11 protein-coding genes are annotated in these 15867 nt (G+C 66.5%); 3 read left to right on the forward strand and 8 right to left on the reverse strand.

From position 1 onward, the window contains the following. Window positions 1–88: 88 nt before the first annotated feature. The 4 genes from IPI67_34830 to IPI67_34845 form a co-directional block, all read right to left on the reverse strand. On the reverse strand, window positions 89–442 hold the full coding sequence (locus IPI67_34830) for a hypothetical protein (GenBank protein ID MBK7585353.1): 354 nt from the start codon (window positions 440–442) through the stop codon (window positions 89–91). A gap of 445 nt (window positions 443–887) precedes the next feature. Next, window positions 888–2426: a hypothetical protein gene (locus IPI67_34835; protein MBK7585354.1), complete on the reverse strand. Its 1539-nt coding sequence runs from the start codon at window positions 2424–2426 to the stop codon at window positions 888–890. A 492-nt stretch (window positions 2427–2918) separates the two neighbouring features. Beyond that, window positions 2919–3941 carry a quinolinate synthase NadA gene (gene nadA / locus IPI67_34840; GenBank protein ID MBK7585355.1) on the reverse strand — a complete coding sequence of 341 codons (1023 nt, stop codon included), beginning with the start codon at window positions 3939–3941 and terminating at the stop codon, window positions 2919–2921. 89 nt (window positions 3942–4030) lie between these two features. Continuing rightward, window positions 4031–6001 (reverse strand): sulfatase-like hydrolase/transferase, encoded by a 1971-nt coding sequence (locus IPI67_34845; GenBank protein ID MBK7585356.1) that lies wholly within the window; start codon window positions 5999–6001, stop codon window positions 4031–4033. A 238-nt stretch (window positions 6002–6239) separates the two neighbouring features. Here IPI67_34845 and IPI67_34850 point away from each other — a divergent pair, with 238 nt between their 5' ends. Continuing rightward, entirely contained in the window at window positions 6240–8363 is a 2124-nt protein-coding gene (locus tag IPI67_34850) for a hypothetical protein (protein MBK7585357.1), read from the forward strand. Between the two features lie 144 nt (window positions 8364–8507). Next, complete coding sequence (locus IPI67_34855) at window positions 8508–10631, forward strand: WD40 repeat domain-containing protein (protein MBK7585358.1); 2124 nt, start codon at window positions 8508–8510, stop codon at window positions 10629–10631. On the opposite strand, the gene IPI67_34860 is transcribed toward IPI67_34855, so the two are convergent. The 4 genes from IPI67_34860 to IPI67_34875 are packed head-to-tail and all read right to left on the reverse strand — an operon-like array spanning window position 10632 to window position 14146. Next, complete coding sequence (locus tag IPI67_34860) at window positions 10632–11081, reverse strand: hypothetical protein (protein ID MBK7585359.1); 450 nt, start codon at window positions 11079–11081, stop codon at window positions 10632–10634. Window positions 11082–11101: 20 nt separating this feature from the next. Next, on the reverse strand, window positions 11102–11890 hold the full coding sequence (locus IPI67_34865; protein ID MBK7585360.1) for an ABC transporter permease: 789 nt from the start codon (window positions 11888–11890) through the stop codon (window positions 11102–11104). 46 nt (window positions 11891–11936) lie between these two features. Continuing rightward, window positions 11937–12404, reverse strand: coding sequence for a tRNA (adenosine(37)-N6)-threonylcarbamoyltransferase complex ATPase subunit type 1 TsaE (tsaE, locus tag IPI67_34870; protein ID MBK7585361.1), 468 nt, complete (start codon window positions 12402–12404; stop codon window positions 11937–11939). Continuing rightward, a complete protein-coding gene (locus IPI67_34875) occupies window positions 12404–14146 on the reverse strand; it encodes a hypothetical protein (protein MBK7585362.1) in 1743 nt (580 codons plus the stop codon). Before IPI67_34875 ends, tsaE begins: the two co-directional genes overlap by 1 nt. 185 nt (window positions 14147–14331) lie before the next feature. Here IPI67_34875 and IPI67_34880 point away from each other — a divergent pair, with 185 nt between their 5' ends. Next, window positions 14332–15468 carry a VWA domain-containing protein gene (locus IPI67_34880; GenBank protein ID MBK7585363.1) on the forward strand — a complete coding sequence of 379 codons (1137 nt, stop codon included), beginning with the start codon at window positions 14332–14334 and terminating at the stop codon, window positions 15466–15468. The last annotated feature ends 399 nt before the right edge of the window (window positions 15469–15867 follow it).

Raw genomic sequence — 15867 nt, forward strand, 5'->3', positions numbered from 1 at the left:
GACCTCGCACGGAGTCAGCTCGAGGAGGTTGGGGATGGGATGCTGGGCTCGCGGCTAATTGCCGCGCTAGGCAGCGGGCGAAGTCTTTTCAGAATTTTGCACTGAGGTGAAGGCCGTACTGGCCGTCGACGCGAGCGCGCACCAGGATTGGCGCCGAGCTCTCACCGCCGAGAGCAGAGTTCGTGGGGAGCACGCGAACGGAGACGTCATCACTCGCCTGGATGTCCTTGGCGATCGAAATGCCCCCGAGCAGCGACTTGTAACCGCAGCCATTCTGATTGCAGTCCGGCCGCTTGCGTTTTTGTTTCTTGCGCGGCGGGCCTTGATCCGTCGCCGTTCCGAGCGAGGCGAGCAGGCTGGTGGGCAAACGTAGCGTCGCGGGCAGCTCTGTCGAGGGGGCCGCGTCCCACTTCGTGTCCTCCGCCCAAGCGGGTGCGCTCACCGCGAGGATCAGCAGGGCAAGGGGGAGACGAAGAGGGGCCACTTCTACAAACCAGGATGCCCGGACGCAAACGACTGAGCAAGCTTCTCGGACAACCGCACACTCATATAAGTGCGTGACGGGCCCACGGCGGAGCACTCGGGAGCACCACCGACGCGCATGTAGGTTTCACTCCGCGGCATGTGCTCGGCTCTCGTCTCGCAGCGGTCTTTCGCAGGGGATGACCTCGAAATTGGGCACGTGTGCGCCAGTTCGACCTGTGGGCGGTAGTTCTTCGAGGGCTGCTCCACTGACACATGCCAAACGGTCGGCTTGCGAACAAAACGCCACGCGACCCGTTTGACTTCCGAAGTTTGCACCTCGAAGCACCCGCTCGCGGCGGAGTCGCCCACGCGCGCCGTGCACGCAAGCACACGCTGGCAGCGCGGCTGAGAGCGCGCGAGCTTCAGTCAGCCAGGTTGTTCGGCGGCTGCTGGCACACCGTCTGCCCGCCCTTGCCGTCGGACATCGACGAGAGCTTCGCGCCCGTGCCGTCGGTGGTGAACGTGAAATCGAGGTCGCACGGCGGCGGCGCCGGCAAGCCCAGAGTCGTCGCGCCGATCCACTGGTTCACGCGGCCCGAGCCGCTGCGCACGATGCCGCCGTGGGTCTTGCCGGGCATCATGCAGGTCTCGAGCGCCGCGCCGTCTGCGTTCAAGCGATCGACTCCGCAGGTGGCAAATCCAGGCGAGACCGAGGTGTCCTTGTCTCCGTACATCCAGAGGATGGGCACACTCTTCGCCGAGCCCGTCAGGTGCGGGCGGGAGCTCTTCAACCGAGGCAACCATTTTTCGCACAGCTTCGCCGCCTCGGAGCCGTCTGTCGCGCACGGGGCGCCGCTCATCGCCGACCCACCGACGCCTTTGACGAACTCGGGGTCGAACGGATCGGCGAGAAACTCTCCAAGCGAGTGGAGGAGAGTGTTGTCGCCCAAACATGCATCCGAGACGAAAGTCTTGACGGTGTCCTGTTTGGCGGGAGCGAACATGTCGGCGCCGTGCCCCGGGCCATCCGCCAGCTCCGCCGCGGAGTAATAGTACCAGGCTCCGGCGCCCGCCAAGAGCTCGTTGCCCTGGATCGGAATGCCTCCGCCGATGAACAAACCGACGCCGAGCATGAGGCCACTCATCCAGAACGGCGCGTAGACGACGACACCGGAGAGTTTGCCGTCGATGCCATGCGACTCGGCCATGGCAAGGGCCGATAGCGCTACGTGCCCACCCTGAGAGTGGCCTGTGAGCACGACTTCTTGTGCCGCGTGGCTCGGGATCATGCTGCGCAGCGTGTGGACCGAGTCCAGAAGTGAGCGTGGAGCGTCGTTCGGCAGCAAGTAACCGCTGACCGGGTTCCCGGCCGCGCCAAACTGTGAGTAGCCCGCGTAGTCGGGTGCGATGACCGGATACCCCGCGCCCGCGATCGGCTCCCACTGCGCCGGCGGATCGCCACCCGCGAGCGTCGCGTTCTTGGAGACGAGGCAGTCTTTGCCCTGACCCACGGTGCCGTGTCCGCTCGCGACGAGCGGCGCCTTGTCCGCGATGGGTGCGTCCGGCAGATAGACCACGCCTGTGGAGAACCCGGGGCTGTTCGTGGCATCACCGCGCGAGGTCAAAAAGAGCACTCGGTAGACGTGGGCACCACTCACGAAGTCGGGCCCGTCGTAACCCCGCGCCTTGGCCTGAGCCAGGAGCTCGTCCTTCGTCAGGTACTTGTCGTGGGCACAGCGGAGCAGCGCGCCGGCGTCTCCGGTCAACGCCGGCGGCGTTGCGTAGACGTCGTCGATGCTGTCGGTGCACGTCGCCTCGAGCAGCGCATCGACGGGTCCGTTTCCGCCGGTGCCGCCGCTACCACCCGTGCCCTGTTTGCTACCGCCCGCGTCGTCCGAAGAACAACCGGCGAGGGGGGCAACCGAGAACAAACACGCGACCCACAGAGCTCGACGCAACATGCGGGGGTTCTAGCCCGAACTCGAGAGCTGAACAAGGCAGCTCGGCGCCAGCACCGGCCAACCCTCAAGTCGCGTTTCGCGTGCGCACGTCGTTCACGAGAACGTCCGAGAGCCGGCTTAGCTTGCCGAGCTCGCGCATGTGCAGGATGGGTACGCCGCCCAGCTCCGCCATCGTCTTGCCCGCGATCCGCTCCTCGTAGTGTTTGGGCTCGAATGCCGCGAGCCGCGTGCGAGGCTCGGTTTCGATACGGCGGAGCACACCGAGCAGCGCGTCGAGGCTGTTCATCTTCATGTACGGGCAGGTCGCGCAACCGCCTTCGGTGCTGCAGCCTTCACCGCCCATGACCCCGGGAACGAGGGTGAGCTCACTCTCGCCAGTTTGTGCGACTGCCTCGCTCGCGACTGGAAAGATGATCTCGACCTTCACGTCCGGCCCACCGGTGGCCGCGACGTCGGCCAGCGTCTGGCGCACACGGCGCACGATGCTCGTGATCATGCCAGCCTCGGTGCCGAGCACGAAGCGAAGCCGGGCGGGCGAGCCGGCGGCCACGGCGGCGTCCAGTTTGCGTCCGATGAACCCCAGGATGTCCGAGGTCGAACCGACCACCCCCGCGTCACGCCGCTGAGCCGAGAGCGCGACGCTGAACATCTCGCCCGGCACCTCGAGGTGCGCGGTGATGAACGCATCCTCGTATTCCTTCCGCACTCGCTCGGCGACCTCGGCACCGAACATGTGGTGCACGACGCAGTTGCCCTGCTCGAAGTAGTGGAACCGCGGGAGCAACGCCGAGATCGTCTCGCGACTGTGTTCGGGGTGGAGCGCACGGATTGTCTCGTCGGGCAGCTCGCGAAGCGACCAAACAGCCCGGCCAAGTTTTGCCCCATGTAAGTGTCCGGCCCGAACCAGACGTGTGAACCAGGGATCTGGGCAAAGGTCTGGAGCACCGTCTTGACCACGTTGCTCGACGTGCAGGTGATGGTCGGTAAGAGCGACTGAGCGTAGGCCTTCGTGCGAAGGCTCGTGTTGATGTAGACGACGTGGAGGGAGCTCGGTGTCTTCTGGGCGAGCGTGAGGTAGGCGCCGTAGGCTGGCGCTTCGGCTCCCTCGGCCAGCGAGCAGCCAATGGCCTGCTCCGCCACGCGGTACACCGGCACGTCTGAATACCCGCTGGCGTCGAGGATCGCTCGCACGTTCTCACTCATGAAGTCGACGCCGAGCACGATGACCGTCGTGGCACCTGCCTTCACCATGTCGACGGCGCGGTCCGCCATCACCAGCGAGTCGGAGATGAAGATGTGCGGCCAGTCGGTGGCGGCGAGCACACCTTGAAGCTCGGGATCCATGTAGAAGTGCGCGACGATGGCCGCGTTCTTCTCGCGCAAGAGGCGCCCGAGCTCGCCCACCTCCGCCGGATCCGGATCCAGGAAAGCCGCCTGCGCTTCGGCGAAGGCACCCGCCGCGCTGATGCCGGCGGCGTCGATCAGGAGCGAGGGAAAAGGCTCGTTGGTGGGCATCGCGGCGTCCTCGCGAGGAGATCTATCACGCAGCGCCCGCCCTGCACTCTCGGACGAAGCGGCGCCCGCGGCGTCGCTCAGAGTCAGGCTCAGTCGGGCTTCTTCCCCGGCAAACGTCCGAAGGTCTTCATCGCGTGGGCCTCGAGCTCGGCGCACCGTTCCCGGGGAAGCGGGTCTTTTTCCTCGGGATCCGTGGCGACGTCGTAGCAGTGCCAGCCGGTGTCCCACGCGCGGGCCTCGAGCTTCAGACTGCCCTGCATGTAGCCCCAGTTCTCGAAGGCACAGCTCCACACGCCGGCGCAGTTCGTCATCGCCAGCGCCTGTTTCGTCACCTCGGGGCGCAACAGGCTGTGGCCCGGCATCTTGGTCTTGTACTTGGCGATGCTCGGCTCGTCGTAGAGGCCCATCAGATCGAGAATGGTCGGCGCGATGTCGACCTGAAACACGTACTCGTCCTTCTTGGCCGCCAGGTGTTTCGCCTGCTCTTCGCTGAGCACACCCGCCGGAGCGTCAATCCAAGCCGGAACGTGGATCTCCTCGTCGAACACGCTGAAGGTGTGGCCCATCTGCCCGTGCTCACGGAAGGCCTCCGCGTGATCACTCAGATACACGATGGCCGTGCGCTGGCCCGCCTCGGTGGAACGCAGGTGTTTCAGCATGCGCGCCACGTGCAGGTCCTGCTGATAGACACTGTTCTGGTAGTAGTTGAAGAAGTGGGGGTTGTCGTCCGGGGCCTTGCTGGTGGTCCAGGGTTGAAAGGGCAGCGGACCGTTGCGGTCGATGTGATACGGGTAGTGCACGTTCGACAGGTGAATCACCGCGAAGAACGGCTCCTTGAGCTCACCTATCTCCGCGTTCACGCGGTCGGCCAGCAGGTTCTCGGGCGCGCCCATGTCGAGATCCGCAGTCGGATCGAGATCCGTCGCGGCCACGAACTTGCTGACGCCCAGGTTCTTCACCCACAGCCGGGCGTTGCCGAACATCATGTTCTGGCTGGTCCAGTAGGCGGTGTCCCAACCGGCCGCGTGGGCGTAGTCGAACAACAGCGGCCAGGTGTGGAGCGTCTCGCGATCTTCGGTCGGCAGAATACCCGCCCAGAGCACCGCCAGCGAGATGGCCGTCGACGAATCCAGCGAACGCATCTGGTTGAGCGGGAAGCGCTTGGGCAGGAGCAGGTTCGACGTCCCGGTGCGCTGGCACTCGGGATCGTATTCGACACAGGTCGCGTCCGCGCGGACGCTCTCGAGGATCATCAGCACGACGTTGCGCGGCGTCGGGGGTTTGGCGCTGAGCGGCTCGACCGGCAGTGAATCCCGAGCGCGCGGGCGCAGCTGGTTCGACTGATCCGTGAGCCCAAGCTGCGTGCGAATCAACCCGCCGACCGCGTTCAAGTAGAGCACGTCCGGCGTCGCGGCCTGGATGTGGCGGTGCTGCGTCGGAATGAAGAACGACGCGATGACGAACACCGGCGCCAGGTAACAAGCCAGGATGCTCGGGATGCGCCGCGGCCGGATCACCCGCCGCGCCACCACGAGCATGGCAATCGCGACGATCAAGGGCGGCGCCTTGGCCTTCAGGTAGTTGCCGATGTCTGCGAACAGCTGGTTCAGCACGCTGTCCATGAAGTTCGACGCAAACAGCGAGACGTCGACGTTCAGGTAGGCGTGGTACTGCGAGTAGAAATAGGCCTGTCCGCCAAACGAGAACGTGATGCCGACCACGAACAGCGCGGCGGCGACCCAGCGACCCCAACCGCTCCTGCGCGAGGCGGCGTAGAGCAGCGTCGACCAGAGCACCAAGCTCTCGGCCACAGCGCCCGCGTACGTCCAGCGGTAATAACCCTGGAAGGTGCCGAGCAGCTCCGAGCGCCTCGAGGCGTCGATGGCAATCACGGCGATGGCCGGCGAAAGCAGCAGGAAGGCCCCGACCGCCTTGCGCAGCCGGCGTAGCCGGCGGCGACGGGCACGCCAAGCCGGTTCGGGCTTGCCCTCCACCACCGGAGGCACACGCCCAACCTGGGCGCGCCGCTCCTGTTCGACGCCTGCTTCCAGGTCCTGCACGGTCGCGGCATCCTAGCGCAACCTCTCGGCCCGGCGAGCCCCGGGCGCGCGAGGCGCATTGAGCGCGCTTTCCGTGGGCGAGACTCGCGTGTCATGGCCATACGCGCCGCGACCGCATCGAGGGCCGCGGCGCGGTCCGCGGCGACCCCACGCGAGCCCGGACAAATCCCGAGCCGCTGGGCGAAATGTGAGCCCTGGCCGGGTCGCTGGTATGCTCCGGGCGCCCTCGGAAAAACCCATGACTTCACTTCGGTCGCGATGTTTGGCGCTCGGTTCGATCACGTTCGTTTGTCTCGCGATGGGGTGCGCAGACAACGACGACGCAGGGGAAGAAATTCCAAAACAACCCGAGAGCAGCGTGCCGCTCTTGGGCGGCGACTGTGATCCGATCGCCCCCACGTACTGCGGGTTGCCTTTCCCTTCCAACGTCTATCTGGCCGACGACCCGGACGGGATTCACGCCAACGGCAAGCGGGTGAACTTCGGACCGACCACGCTTCCACCGCGCCACGACGACTCCCACGCACCACCGGATCTCTTCTACGACCACGACGGGTTCTCTCCCTCACAGGCGCCGCTCGCTCACCTTCCGCTGGCCAAGTGCTCCGCCTGCGCCACCCCCTACAGCATCGAGAAGTCCCTCGAGCCAGACCACCCGACCGTGCTGCTCGAGGTGCCGACCGGGCGCAAGATCCCGCATTGGGTCGATCTGGACATGAGCACCGCCAACGACGGCATCGACGACCGGGAAGATCAGCGGCTGCTCATGATCCGACCCGCCGAGCGCCTGAAGGACAACACCCGCTACATCGTCGCGATCCGCAACGTCGAAGACGTCAACGAGGCGGTCATCGCACCCAGCCCGGCGTTCAAGGCGCTGAGGGACGGCAAACTCTTGTCGAAGGGTACAGCCGCTGAGAAGTGGAGCGTCTACGCCCGCAAGGGCCTGTACAAGGAGATCTTCTCCGAGCTCGACAAGGCTGGGGTCGACAAGAAGGACCTGCAGCTCGCCTGGGACTACTCCACGGCGAGCAAGGAGAACATCACGGGGCGGATCATGGAGATGCGGGATCTCGCTCTGGCGGCGGTCGGGGACGACGGTCCGACGTTCACCGTCAAGAGTGTCGAGGAGCTGCCGCCCGAAGACGAAAACCTGATCCGGCGCATCAACCTCGTGATGACCGTGCCGCTCTACCTCACGACCGCGGCGGTGCACTACGACAAGAAGAAGCCGATGGATCGCCTCAACATCGGCGCCGACGGCAAGCTGAAACAGAACGGCACGATGGAGTGGGACGTGCTCGTGCTCGTGCCAAAAAGCGTGCAGTCCTCGAAGAAACACGGCCTGTTGCAGAACGGGCACGGACTGTTTGGCAGTCGTACCGAGGGCCAGGGCGGTTACCTCGCCCGGGCCGCCAATCACAACGCTTGGATCGCGTTCTCGACCAACCTGTTTGGCTTCGACGAGAACAGTGTGCCCCTGGCGCTCGATCTCTTGCTGGGCAACTTTCAAGGCATCAAGGGTTTTCCCGAGCGGCAGTTCCAGGGCATGGTGAACCAGCTCCTGGCGATGCGCATGATGATGGGCCGCGTCGCCAAGGAAGGCATCAAGGACAGCAAGGGGACTCTGATCCTGGATCCTGCGTGGGTCGACAAGAGCGTGCGCGCGTATCGCGGCGACAGCCAGGGCGGCATCATGGGCGGGACGTACATGGCCGTCAGCACCGACGTCACGCGTGGCCTCTTGGGTGAGACCGGCATGCCCTACAACGTGCTGCTCAACCGCAGCTTCGACTGGCCCGCTTACGAAATCATGCTGGAGTCGGGCTTCGACTTCAACGGTGCCTATGCGCAGCTGATGCTGGGGGCCGTGCAGATGTCGTGGGATCGCGTCGAGCCGGGCGGCCTCGCGCCCTACATGACCGACGACTTGATGCCGAATACCCCGGCCCACCACGTGCTCATGCACATCGCCCGCGGTGATCACCAGGTGACGCCGTTTGGCGCACACATCATGGCGCGGGCGATAGGGGCGGTGCAGCTCGAATCCGACGACGCGGCTCAGCCCGTATTCGACGACTACTACGGCATCGAGCGCGGCAAGGGTCCGCTCACCGACAAGTCCGTGCTCGTCGAGTACGACTTTGGCCTCAAGCCGCTGCCGGTCACCAACACTCCGGCCAAGGACGGCTGCGACCCTCACGACCGGGTCCGCGATCTGACACCCTCGTTCGACCAGCAAGACGAGTTCTTCCGCACCGGCAAGATCAGCTGGTTCTGCAAGGGTGCGTGCAACTGCAACGACGCGGTGACCGACGACCCGAACGAAGAAGATCGCTGCGAAAACACCAAGTGCAAGTGATCCGCGAGCACTAGCGAGGAAGTCCCGGCGGGCGCGCGGCGTAGGACGGCGATGCGCGTCCTCCCGCTCGCCGCAGCTGTGCTCGTAAGCTCGGCCGCCGGCTGCTTGGAGGGGCTGCCGCCGGACCTCGTGGAGCGTAGGGTCGTGGCGCGTGCCCGCGCGACCGACGGCGAGACAGAGGCGCCGGCGCCGCCCGCCGCAGCTCCGAGGGAGCCAGTGCTCGTGCCGCAGACCGGGCATGTCGCGCAGGTCTGGTCCGTGGCATTTCATCCGAGTGGACGCTTCGTCGCAACGGGCGGTTTCGATCACACCATCGGGATCTGGAACACGACTGGCGGGCTCGTGGCGCACCTGGTCGGGCATCACGAGGCGCTGAAGCGCGTCGCGTGGAGCGCCGACGGCAAGGTCTTCGCGTCCATCGCTCGCGACTCGCGCATCATCGTCTGGGATCTCGCGCGGTTCGCGCCCAAGCTCACCATCGAGCACCCAGGCTTCGACCTGGAGCTCAGCGGGGACGGCAAGCGCATCTACACGGTCGGGCCCAAGGCGGAGCTGTCGGTGTACGACGCCGCAACGGGGCGACTGATCGACACCGCGCAAACGCCGAACGGCGAGGGGCGCCAGCTGCTCGGAGTGGCTCTCAGCCCCGACGGTCGCAGCGTGGCCACGGCTAGCCTGGACGGCCGCGTTCACATCTGGGACGCCCGCACGCTTCGGGTTCGCGCCACCGGCATGGCGCGCACCTGGCGTGTGGCCTTCAGCCCCGACGGATCGCTGGTCGCTGCACCCACGGGCGCACACGTGCTCATGTTCGACGCCCAGACCGGCAAGACTACGCGCGACATTCCGCTGACCAGCCCGGTGTCTCAGCTGGTGTTCAGCCCCGACGGCGCGCGGCTCATTGCCGGCGGTAGCAAGCGCGTGCACGTGCTCGACGTTGCGAGCGGCAGGCAGCTCGCCAGCTATTCCGTCGGCATCCTCGAGGCGCTCGCCATCAGCCCCGACGGATCGCTGCTCGTCACCGGCAACGACGACCCTCAGGTGCGGTTGTGGCGCGCCGACACTGGTGCGCCGCTGCGCGCCTTCGGCACACCGTGGGGCGAGGTCCGAGCGGCGAGCTTCGACCCGAAGGGGGAGCGTTTTGCCAGCGCGGCCGCCGGCTGGATCGACGTGTGGGACGCGCGCGTCGGCCGCATCTTGCAGCGCCTTGCAGGAGAGGGTCGTGAGCCCGGTGCGCCCGTCTGGTCAGCGACCGGCAAGCTGATCGCAGCGGGTGTCGGCGACGGCTCCGTGCGGGTCTGGGACGCCGCGAGCGGCGCGAAGGTCACGACGATCAGTAGACCGACCCGCGACGACTGGGGTCCGCGCCTTCAGTTCTCCCCCGACGGGGAGCGCCTGGCGGTCGTGATCGGCGCCAGCGTGAGCATCTGGGACCACGGACGGCAGAAGGTCGTGAAGACCTTCACGACCACGGCGCGCATGATCGCAGGCGTTCTCTGGAAAGGCAGCCTGCTCGTCGTCGGGGGAGCCGACGCAGTCGAGCTCTTCGACACACAGAGCTGGAAGCTCGTCGCAACGCTCGATCTGAAACAAGTGCAGCCCTTCAGCCGTGCAGACGGGCTCTTGTTCTCGCCCGATGCGCGGCAGCTGCTCGTGACTTCGGGACAGTACCTGTCGTTGTGGGATGCTGGAACGGGAGCGCTGCTCGCAAAGACCTCCGGCCGCACGCTGTTTGCTCTCCCGGCGTTCTACCCGGACGGCAAACACATCGTTTTCCCGGGCATGAATCGGGGTGCATCCGTCTGGGACCCGACCACCGGCCGCGTCACGCCCCTCGTCAGCATCGGCGCGGCGGTGCGCCAGCTGCGCGTGAGTCCGGACGGTGCGCAGGTCGCCGTCGCCAGCGACGACAGTTCGATTCGCCTCGTCGACACCCAACACCACACCTTGCTTCGCACCCTGAGTGGACCCCAGGCACGCATCTGGAGCCTCGAGTTCAACCCGAGCGGGACGCTGCTCTTGTCCGCGAGTCATCAGGCTCGCATCCACCGTGTGAGTGACGGCAAGGCGGTCACCTTCCGCGCCCGACCCGACCGCCCGAGCGGCTGGGTGCACACCAGCGACGGTTTTTTTGCCGGGTCGAGCGCGGCCCTCGACTCCGTGCGCTTCCGCATCGGCGCCGATCTGGAACACGCCGAGCTCGTGGCACCGAGCGCCTTGCCACAGAGCAACGAGCGACCCGAGCTGATCGCAGAGCTCTTGCGTTAGTCAGAGCTTGAACACGAACAGATCGGCGTCGGGATCCAGCGCGACGAACAGCGCCTCGTGGGAGTTGGATGGCGCCGGCTCTCCCTTTTTCAACGGCCAAGCCAGGAACGCGCCGTCGTGATCCGGAGACAACATCACCGCCACGCGCACCGCGTGGTGTCGCACGCGCGCCTGCGGTGGGACCGACTCGATGGGTTGATCGGAGGCAGGAGGTGGCGGCGGCAGCGTGCGCGGAATTTCGAGCAGAGCTCGCAGCTCGGCGCCGGCCTTCGCCAGCTCTACGGCGCGCAGATCGGCGCCCGCTTCGGCGGCGGCCTCGGCGGCCCGGCGGACCCAGTTGAGAGCAGAGCGCTGGTCGCCCTGCGTCCAGACGGCGTGCGCCGTTTCGAGGGCCCAACGCACATCGTCCGCGTCGTCGTTCTTTGCGCTTGGTAAGGCTTCGGCTTCCATGTTCCCAGTCGAAAGGGATATCACAGCTGGGTCAGCCAATCGGTGATGAAGTAATTCGCGATGAGCAGGGCGACCGCGCTCTGTACCACGGCTCGCGTGGTCGCCAGGCCCACACCGCGAGCGCCGCCGCTGGCGTAAAAGCCCTGGTTGCAGGAGATTGCCGAGAGCAAGAAACCAAACACTGCGGCCTTGATCATGCCCATCCAGAAGTCCTTGAGCTCCAGGTAGCGCTCGATGTTGGCGACGAACACGCCGGGGTCCACGCTCAACCACTTCACGGCGACGATCCACGCGCCGACCATGCCGACGCAGCCGTAGAGCACACACAAGAGGGGGCCCATCAAGATCGCGGCGACCATGCGGGGTGACAGCAGGTACTGAACCGGGCTGACCCCCATCGTGACCAGCGCGTCAATCTGCTCGGTGACCCGCATGTTCCCCAGCTCGGCCGCCATGGCACTGCCCGCCCGCGCGGTGACCATCAGCGCGCTGAACACCGGAGCGATCTCTCGCGCCAGAGAGATGGCAACGACCGCGCCCACACTGCCCTCCGCGCTGAACTGCCGCAGGCTGTTCACGGTCTGCAGCGACAGCACCATGCCGCTGAAGATCCCGGTCAACGACACGATGAACACCGACTGAACTCCGACGAAGTCCATCGCCGCAAGCAGCTGACTGATGCGATAGGGTGGGCGGATCGACCAGGCGATGGTGCGGCCCGTGAGCAGCAAGAGCTGCCCGATGGTCTCCAGCGCCGCGATAGGCGGCCCGGTGAAGCTCGCGAGCAGGCCGGGGCCTCCGCTCGCCATCCGTTGTTGGGCCACCGCCATCAGTCTCCCACGTCTCGAACGAGGGTTAGCTGCTCTGGCTGAATTCCGCCAGAATTCGCCGCGAGCGCGCACCGGTCGCCCGAAATACCGCGCGCCGCGGCCCGAGCCCCAGCGTGAGCACCAAGGCATCTCCGCCCAGGACCTCGATGAAGGGCTCGCCCCACTCGACGATGAGCAGGCGTCCATCGTCGCGCTGATGATCGAGTCCGAGGTCCCGCACCTCTCGCGGCGTGGACAGCCGATACAGATCGGCGTGCGCGATGGGCGGTTGGGTAGCGTGCTCGTGCACCAGAGAGAACGTCGGGCTGGTCACGCGCACACGCCCTGGAAGGCCCAGGGCTCGGCACAGAGCCCTGACGAAGAAGGTCTTGCCTGCGCCCAGCTCGCCGGAGAGCACCACGAGATCGCCGCCCGACAGGTGCGGAGCCAAACGTGCCGCGAGGCGCGTCGTCTCGCGTCTCGTGGCGAGTTCGATGGGCGCCGCCGGCTTCATCACGGGTTCGCTCGCGGCCGCTTCCACACCACCGTGCCCAGACTGCGCGTCAAGATCCGCGCACCACCAAAACCGCGCGCCTCGCTGGACCAGAGCTCCGCCTGTGCGGCGCCGAGGCGATCAGTAGCGCGCCGATGTAACACCGCCACCGTTTGTGCATCGACGCTTCGTTCGAGGGAAAAATCCGAGAGCGCGATCCGAGCCAGGAGCGCCGCGTCGTGGCCCAGCGTGGTGAACCAGCTCGGCGCGTGCCCGGACTGTGCAACCCATTCGCGTTGGGCAGCGGAGGCGGTCACTCCGGGACGATGCGGGAACGAGCCTGCCGAGAGCGCGAAGCGTGGCTGCAGCGCCTCGAGCTCGGCGAAGATCTCTCCCGCCTCGAGCCCAAGACCCAAGGTCACGCGTCGCCCGGTCTCGGCAGACTCTCGCGACACGTCGCGGGCGCAAGTTGCATCGCCAATGACGAGCACTCCGTCCAGTTTGTCCTTCTTCCACCCCTGGACCGGAAAACGCGGTTGCCCCGCCGCGGCAGCGGCGATCTCACAGGAGATGCCGCCCGCGCCGATCTTGGTTCGAGTGGTGAGTGAGAGCGCGTCCGCACCCGTCGACAATGCCTCGCTCTCGCGCTCGGGGCTCTCGCCGAGCAAAAACGCAGCCCCACTCAGTCCGTTGGCCGGCGCAGAGAGCAGGACCACGGGGATCCCCGTGTGCTCGGAGTACTTCGCCGCCGCGGCGGCCGTCTTCGGGTCCACTCCGGCGATCAGGATGGCCGCTCCCTCTCCCGCAAGCTCGGCGAGGGCGTGCGCCACACCTTCCTCGGAGCCATCGTCCTCACTCGTCATGAGCTGTACGGCGTCGGCGTCGGCCGCCGATGCCGGCAGCCCGAGCCCGCGGGAAACACCGGTCGCAAGCTGGGCCGATCGCCGACGGGCCTCGGCGCTGCCGATACTGAGCACCAATCCGACCGCACGCCCTGCGACGCGCGGCAGGACCGAAGCGGTCGCTGCGATCCGCACGAGCTCTTGCCCGCGTGCTCCACGACGAAACACCTCGATGCCGGTGTCGAGCAGCCGCCGCGCGAGCGATCCGTCTTCGTACTCGATGCACAGCTTCATCAGCCGCTCTGCCACCTGCGGCAAGAGGAAACCCCGTGCGCGCTCGCGCTCGGGATTGGCGTTGGGTGCGTCGTTGTCGGCGACCAGCTCCGTCAGGGCTCCGAACAGCGGCTCGGCGGCGATCTCATCGACCAAGCGCACGACCCGACCGCGCGCCGCATCGCGCTCCTCCGGCGGAGTCTCCGCCAGCCAGTCCCGCATCGCGCGCAGAGCAGCGGTGGGCTTTTGCGCGGCGAGATTGGCCAGCACGCGTTGCTCTCCGAACAGGAAACGCTCATCTGGGTCGATGAGTTTGCCCTCGAGCGGCGCCAGCACACTCAGAGCCTGCTCGGGTTTGCCTTCGCGCAGCAGAATCGCCGCCTCCGCGACGGCGGCAAAGTCTCGCGCCGTCCCGCTGCGACCCTGCCGCGTCAGCCTGACCAGGGCGACCGCCTCGTTCACGCGCCCGCGCTGAACATAGAGCCATGCCAGGTACACCCGCGCGATCCGGACCCGTGGGTCCGCCGGATGCCGCTCGAGAAACGAGACCAGGCTCGGTTCGAGCCGACCGCGATCGCCTGGACTCGCCGTCGTCCAGGCGCGCTGGATGGCTCGGAAGTCTCGCTGAGCGCTGAGCGAGGCTGCCACGCTCGCCTCCGGCGACGTCCGCGTCGAAGCGTCGCTCGCGCAGCCCGTGGCCGACAGCAAGGCACCAAACAGGACGAGTGATGCGCCGAGGACGGAAAGCTCGGATGAGGATGGAACTCGTTCGAAGCGCATCACAAGCTCGCAGGAGAGGCGCTCGTAGAGTACTCTGTAGGAACGAGGACGACATGACGAACCGGCTCGTAAAGTTCGGCTTCATAGCGGCGGTTGGGACCCTCCTGTTGGCGCAAGCCTGTGGCGGCGCCGACGACGGCGGAATTGCCGGCGGCGAGGGCGGAAACGTCAATGTGGGTGGCAAGGGCGGCGGCTCCGCGGCGTCCACGGGCAGCGGTTCGACCGGCGGCTCGGGCGGCGGCTTGATCATCGAGGGTGGGAGCGGAGACGGCTCACTCACCGACGCCAACGCTTGTGCGTCCGAGTCGCAGAAGGCCGAGCTGTTGCCGCTCGATCTCTACATCATGCTCGACAAGTCCGGCTCGATGCAGGGCTCCAAATGGTCGAGCACGGTCAGCGCCATCAACGCCTTCGTCAACGACACCCAGTCACAGGGCATCGGCGTCGGGCTCGACTTCTTCCCCGACAACCCCGAGTGTTCGGTGGGCACCTACTCCACACCGAGTGTGCCGATCGGCATCTTGCCGGGCAACGCCGGCGCCATCACCGGCTCACTGAGCGGGGCGTCCCCCAACGGCGGCACACCGACGCTCACGGCAATGCAGGGCGCGCTGACCTACGCGCAGACTCACGCCATTAAAAACCCGGATCACGTCGTGGTCATCGTGCTCGCGACCGACGGCCAGCCCAACGATTGCGGAAGCAGTGTCTCCGGTGCCGCGGCGGTCGCACAGCAGGGCGCCAGTGGCTCACCCAAGGTGCTCACGTTCGTGATCGGCGTCGGCAGTGCACTCTCGAACTTGAACGCGATCGCGGCGGCGGGCGGCACCAAGACCGCGTTCATCGTCGACACCACCGGCAACGTGAACCAGCAGTTCATCGACGCGCTGAACGCCATCCGCGGCGCTGCCCTGGCCTGTGAGTATTTGATTCCCACGCCGGAAGGCGGCGTCGTCGACCCGAAGAAGGTCAACGTGCAGTACACACCGGGCACCGGCGGCGCACCCGAGGTCTGGTCGAAGTACGACAACGAAGCCGCCTGCCCGCCCAGCGGCGATGGCTGGTACTACGACAACGACCTGAGCCCGACCAAGATCCTGCTCTGCCCGGGCACCTGCACGAAGGTGAAACTGGACGCGAACGGGCAGGTCGATGTGCTCTTCGGCTGCGGCACAAAGGGACCCGCCTAGAGCGCCGAACAGGTTGAACGTCGTTTGTTTTCAGCGACTTGCAAGGTGTTCGGCGCTCGCGCGCGGAGCGCGCACGGCCGAAGGCCGGGGGTTTGGGGCGCAGCCCCAACGTAGGTGTCCTAGAACACGAGCAGCGCAAGCTGATCGGTGTTCTAGAGCGCCGAACAGGTTTGAAGGTCGTTTGTTTTCAGCGACTTGCAAGGTGTTCGGCGCTCGCGCGCGGAGCGCGCACGGCCGAAGGCCGGGGGTTTGGGGCGCAGCCCCAACGTAAGTGTCCTAGAACACGAGCAGCGCAAGCTGATCGGTGTTCTAGGCGGCTCCCGTGCGTGTGGAGGTTCGGCGCGGGCCAGGCTACGGTCCGCCGAGCCCTTCGTGAGTGAAGACCGTGCGCCTCTCGCC

The sequence above is a fragment of the Myxococcales bacterium genome (genome assembly GCA_016706225.1).
Classification (GTDB): domain Bacteria; phylum Myxococcota_A; class Polyangia; order Polyangiales; family Polyangiaceae; genus JADJKB01.

Excerpts from the sequence above, each read along its gene's own strand:
- IPI67_34835 (MBK7585354.1), bottom strand. The coding sequence starts at position 2,426 with ATGTTGCGTCGAGCTCTGTGGGTCGCGTGTTTGTTCTCGGTTGCCCCC.
- nadA (MBK7585355.1), bottom strand. The coding sequence starts at position 3,941 with ATGCCCACCAACGAGCCTTTTCCCTCGCTCCTGATCGACGCCGCCGGC.
- IPI67_34850 (MBK7585357.1), top strand. The coding sequence starts at position 6,240 with ATGACTTCACTTCGGTCGCGATGTTTGGCGCTCGGTTCGATCACGTTC.
- IPI67_34860 (MBK7585359.1), bottom strand. The coding sequence starts at position 11,081 with ATGGAAGCCGAAGCCTTACCAAGCGCAAAGAACGACGACGCGGACGAT.
- IPI67_34865 (MBK7585360.1), bottom strand. The coding sequence starts at position 11,890 with ATGGCGAGCGGAGGCCCCGGCCTGCTCGCGAGCTTCACCGGGCCGCCT.
- tsaE (MBK7585361.1), bottom strand. The coding sequence starts at position 12,404 with ATGAAGCCGGCGGCGCCCATCGAACTCGCCACGAGACGCGAGACGACG.
- IPI67_34880 (MBK7585363.1), top strand. The coding sequence starts at position 14,332 with ATGACGAACCGGCTCGTAAAGTTCGGCTTCATAGCGGCGGTTGGGACC.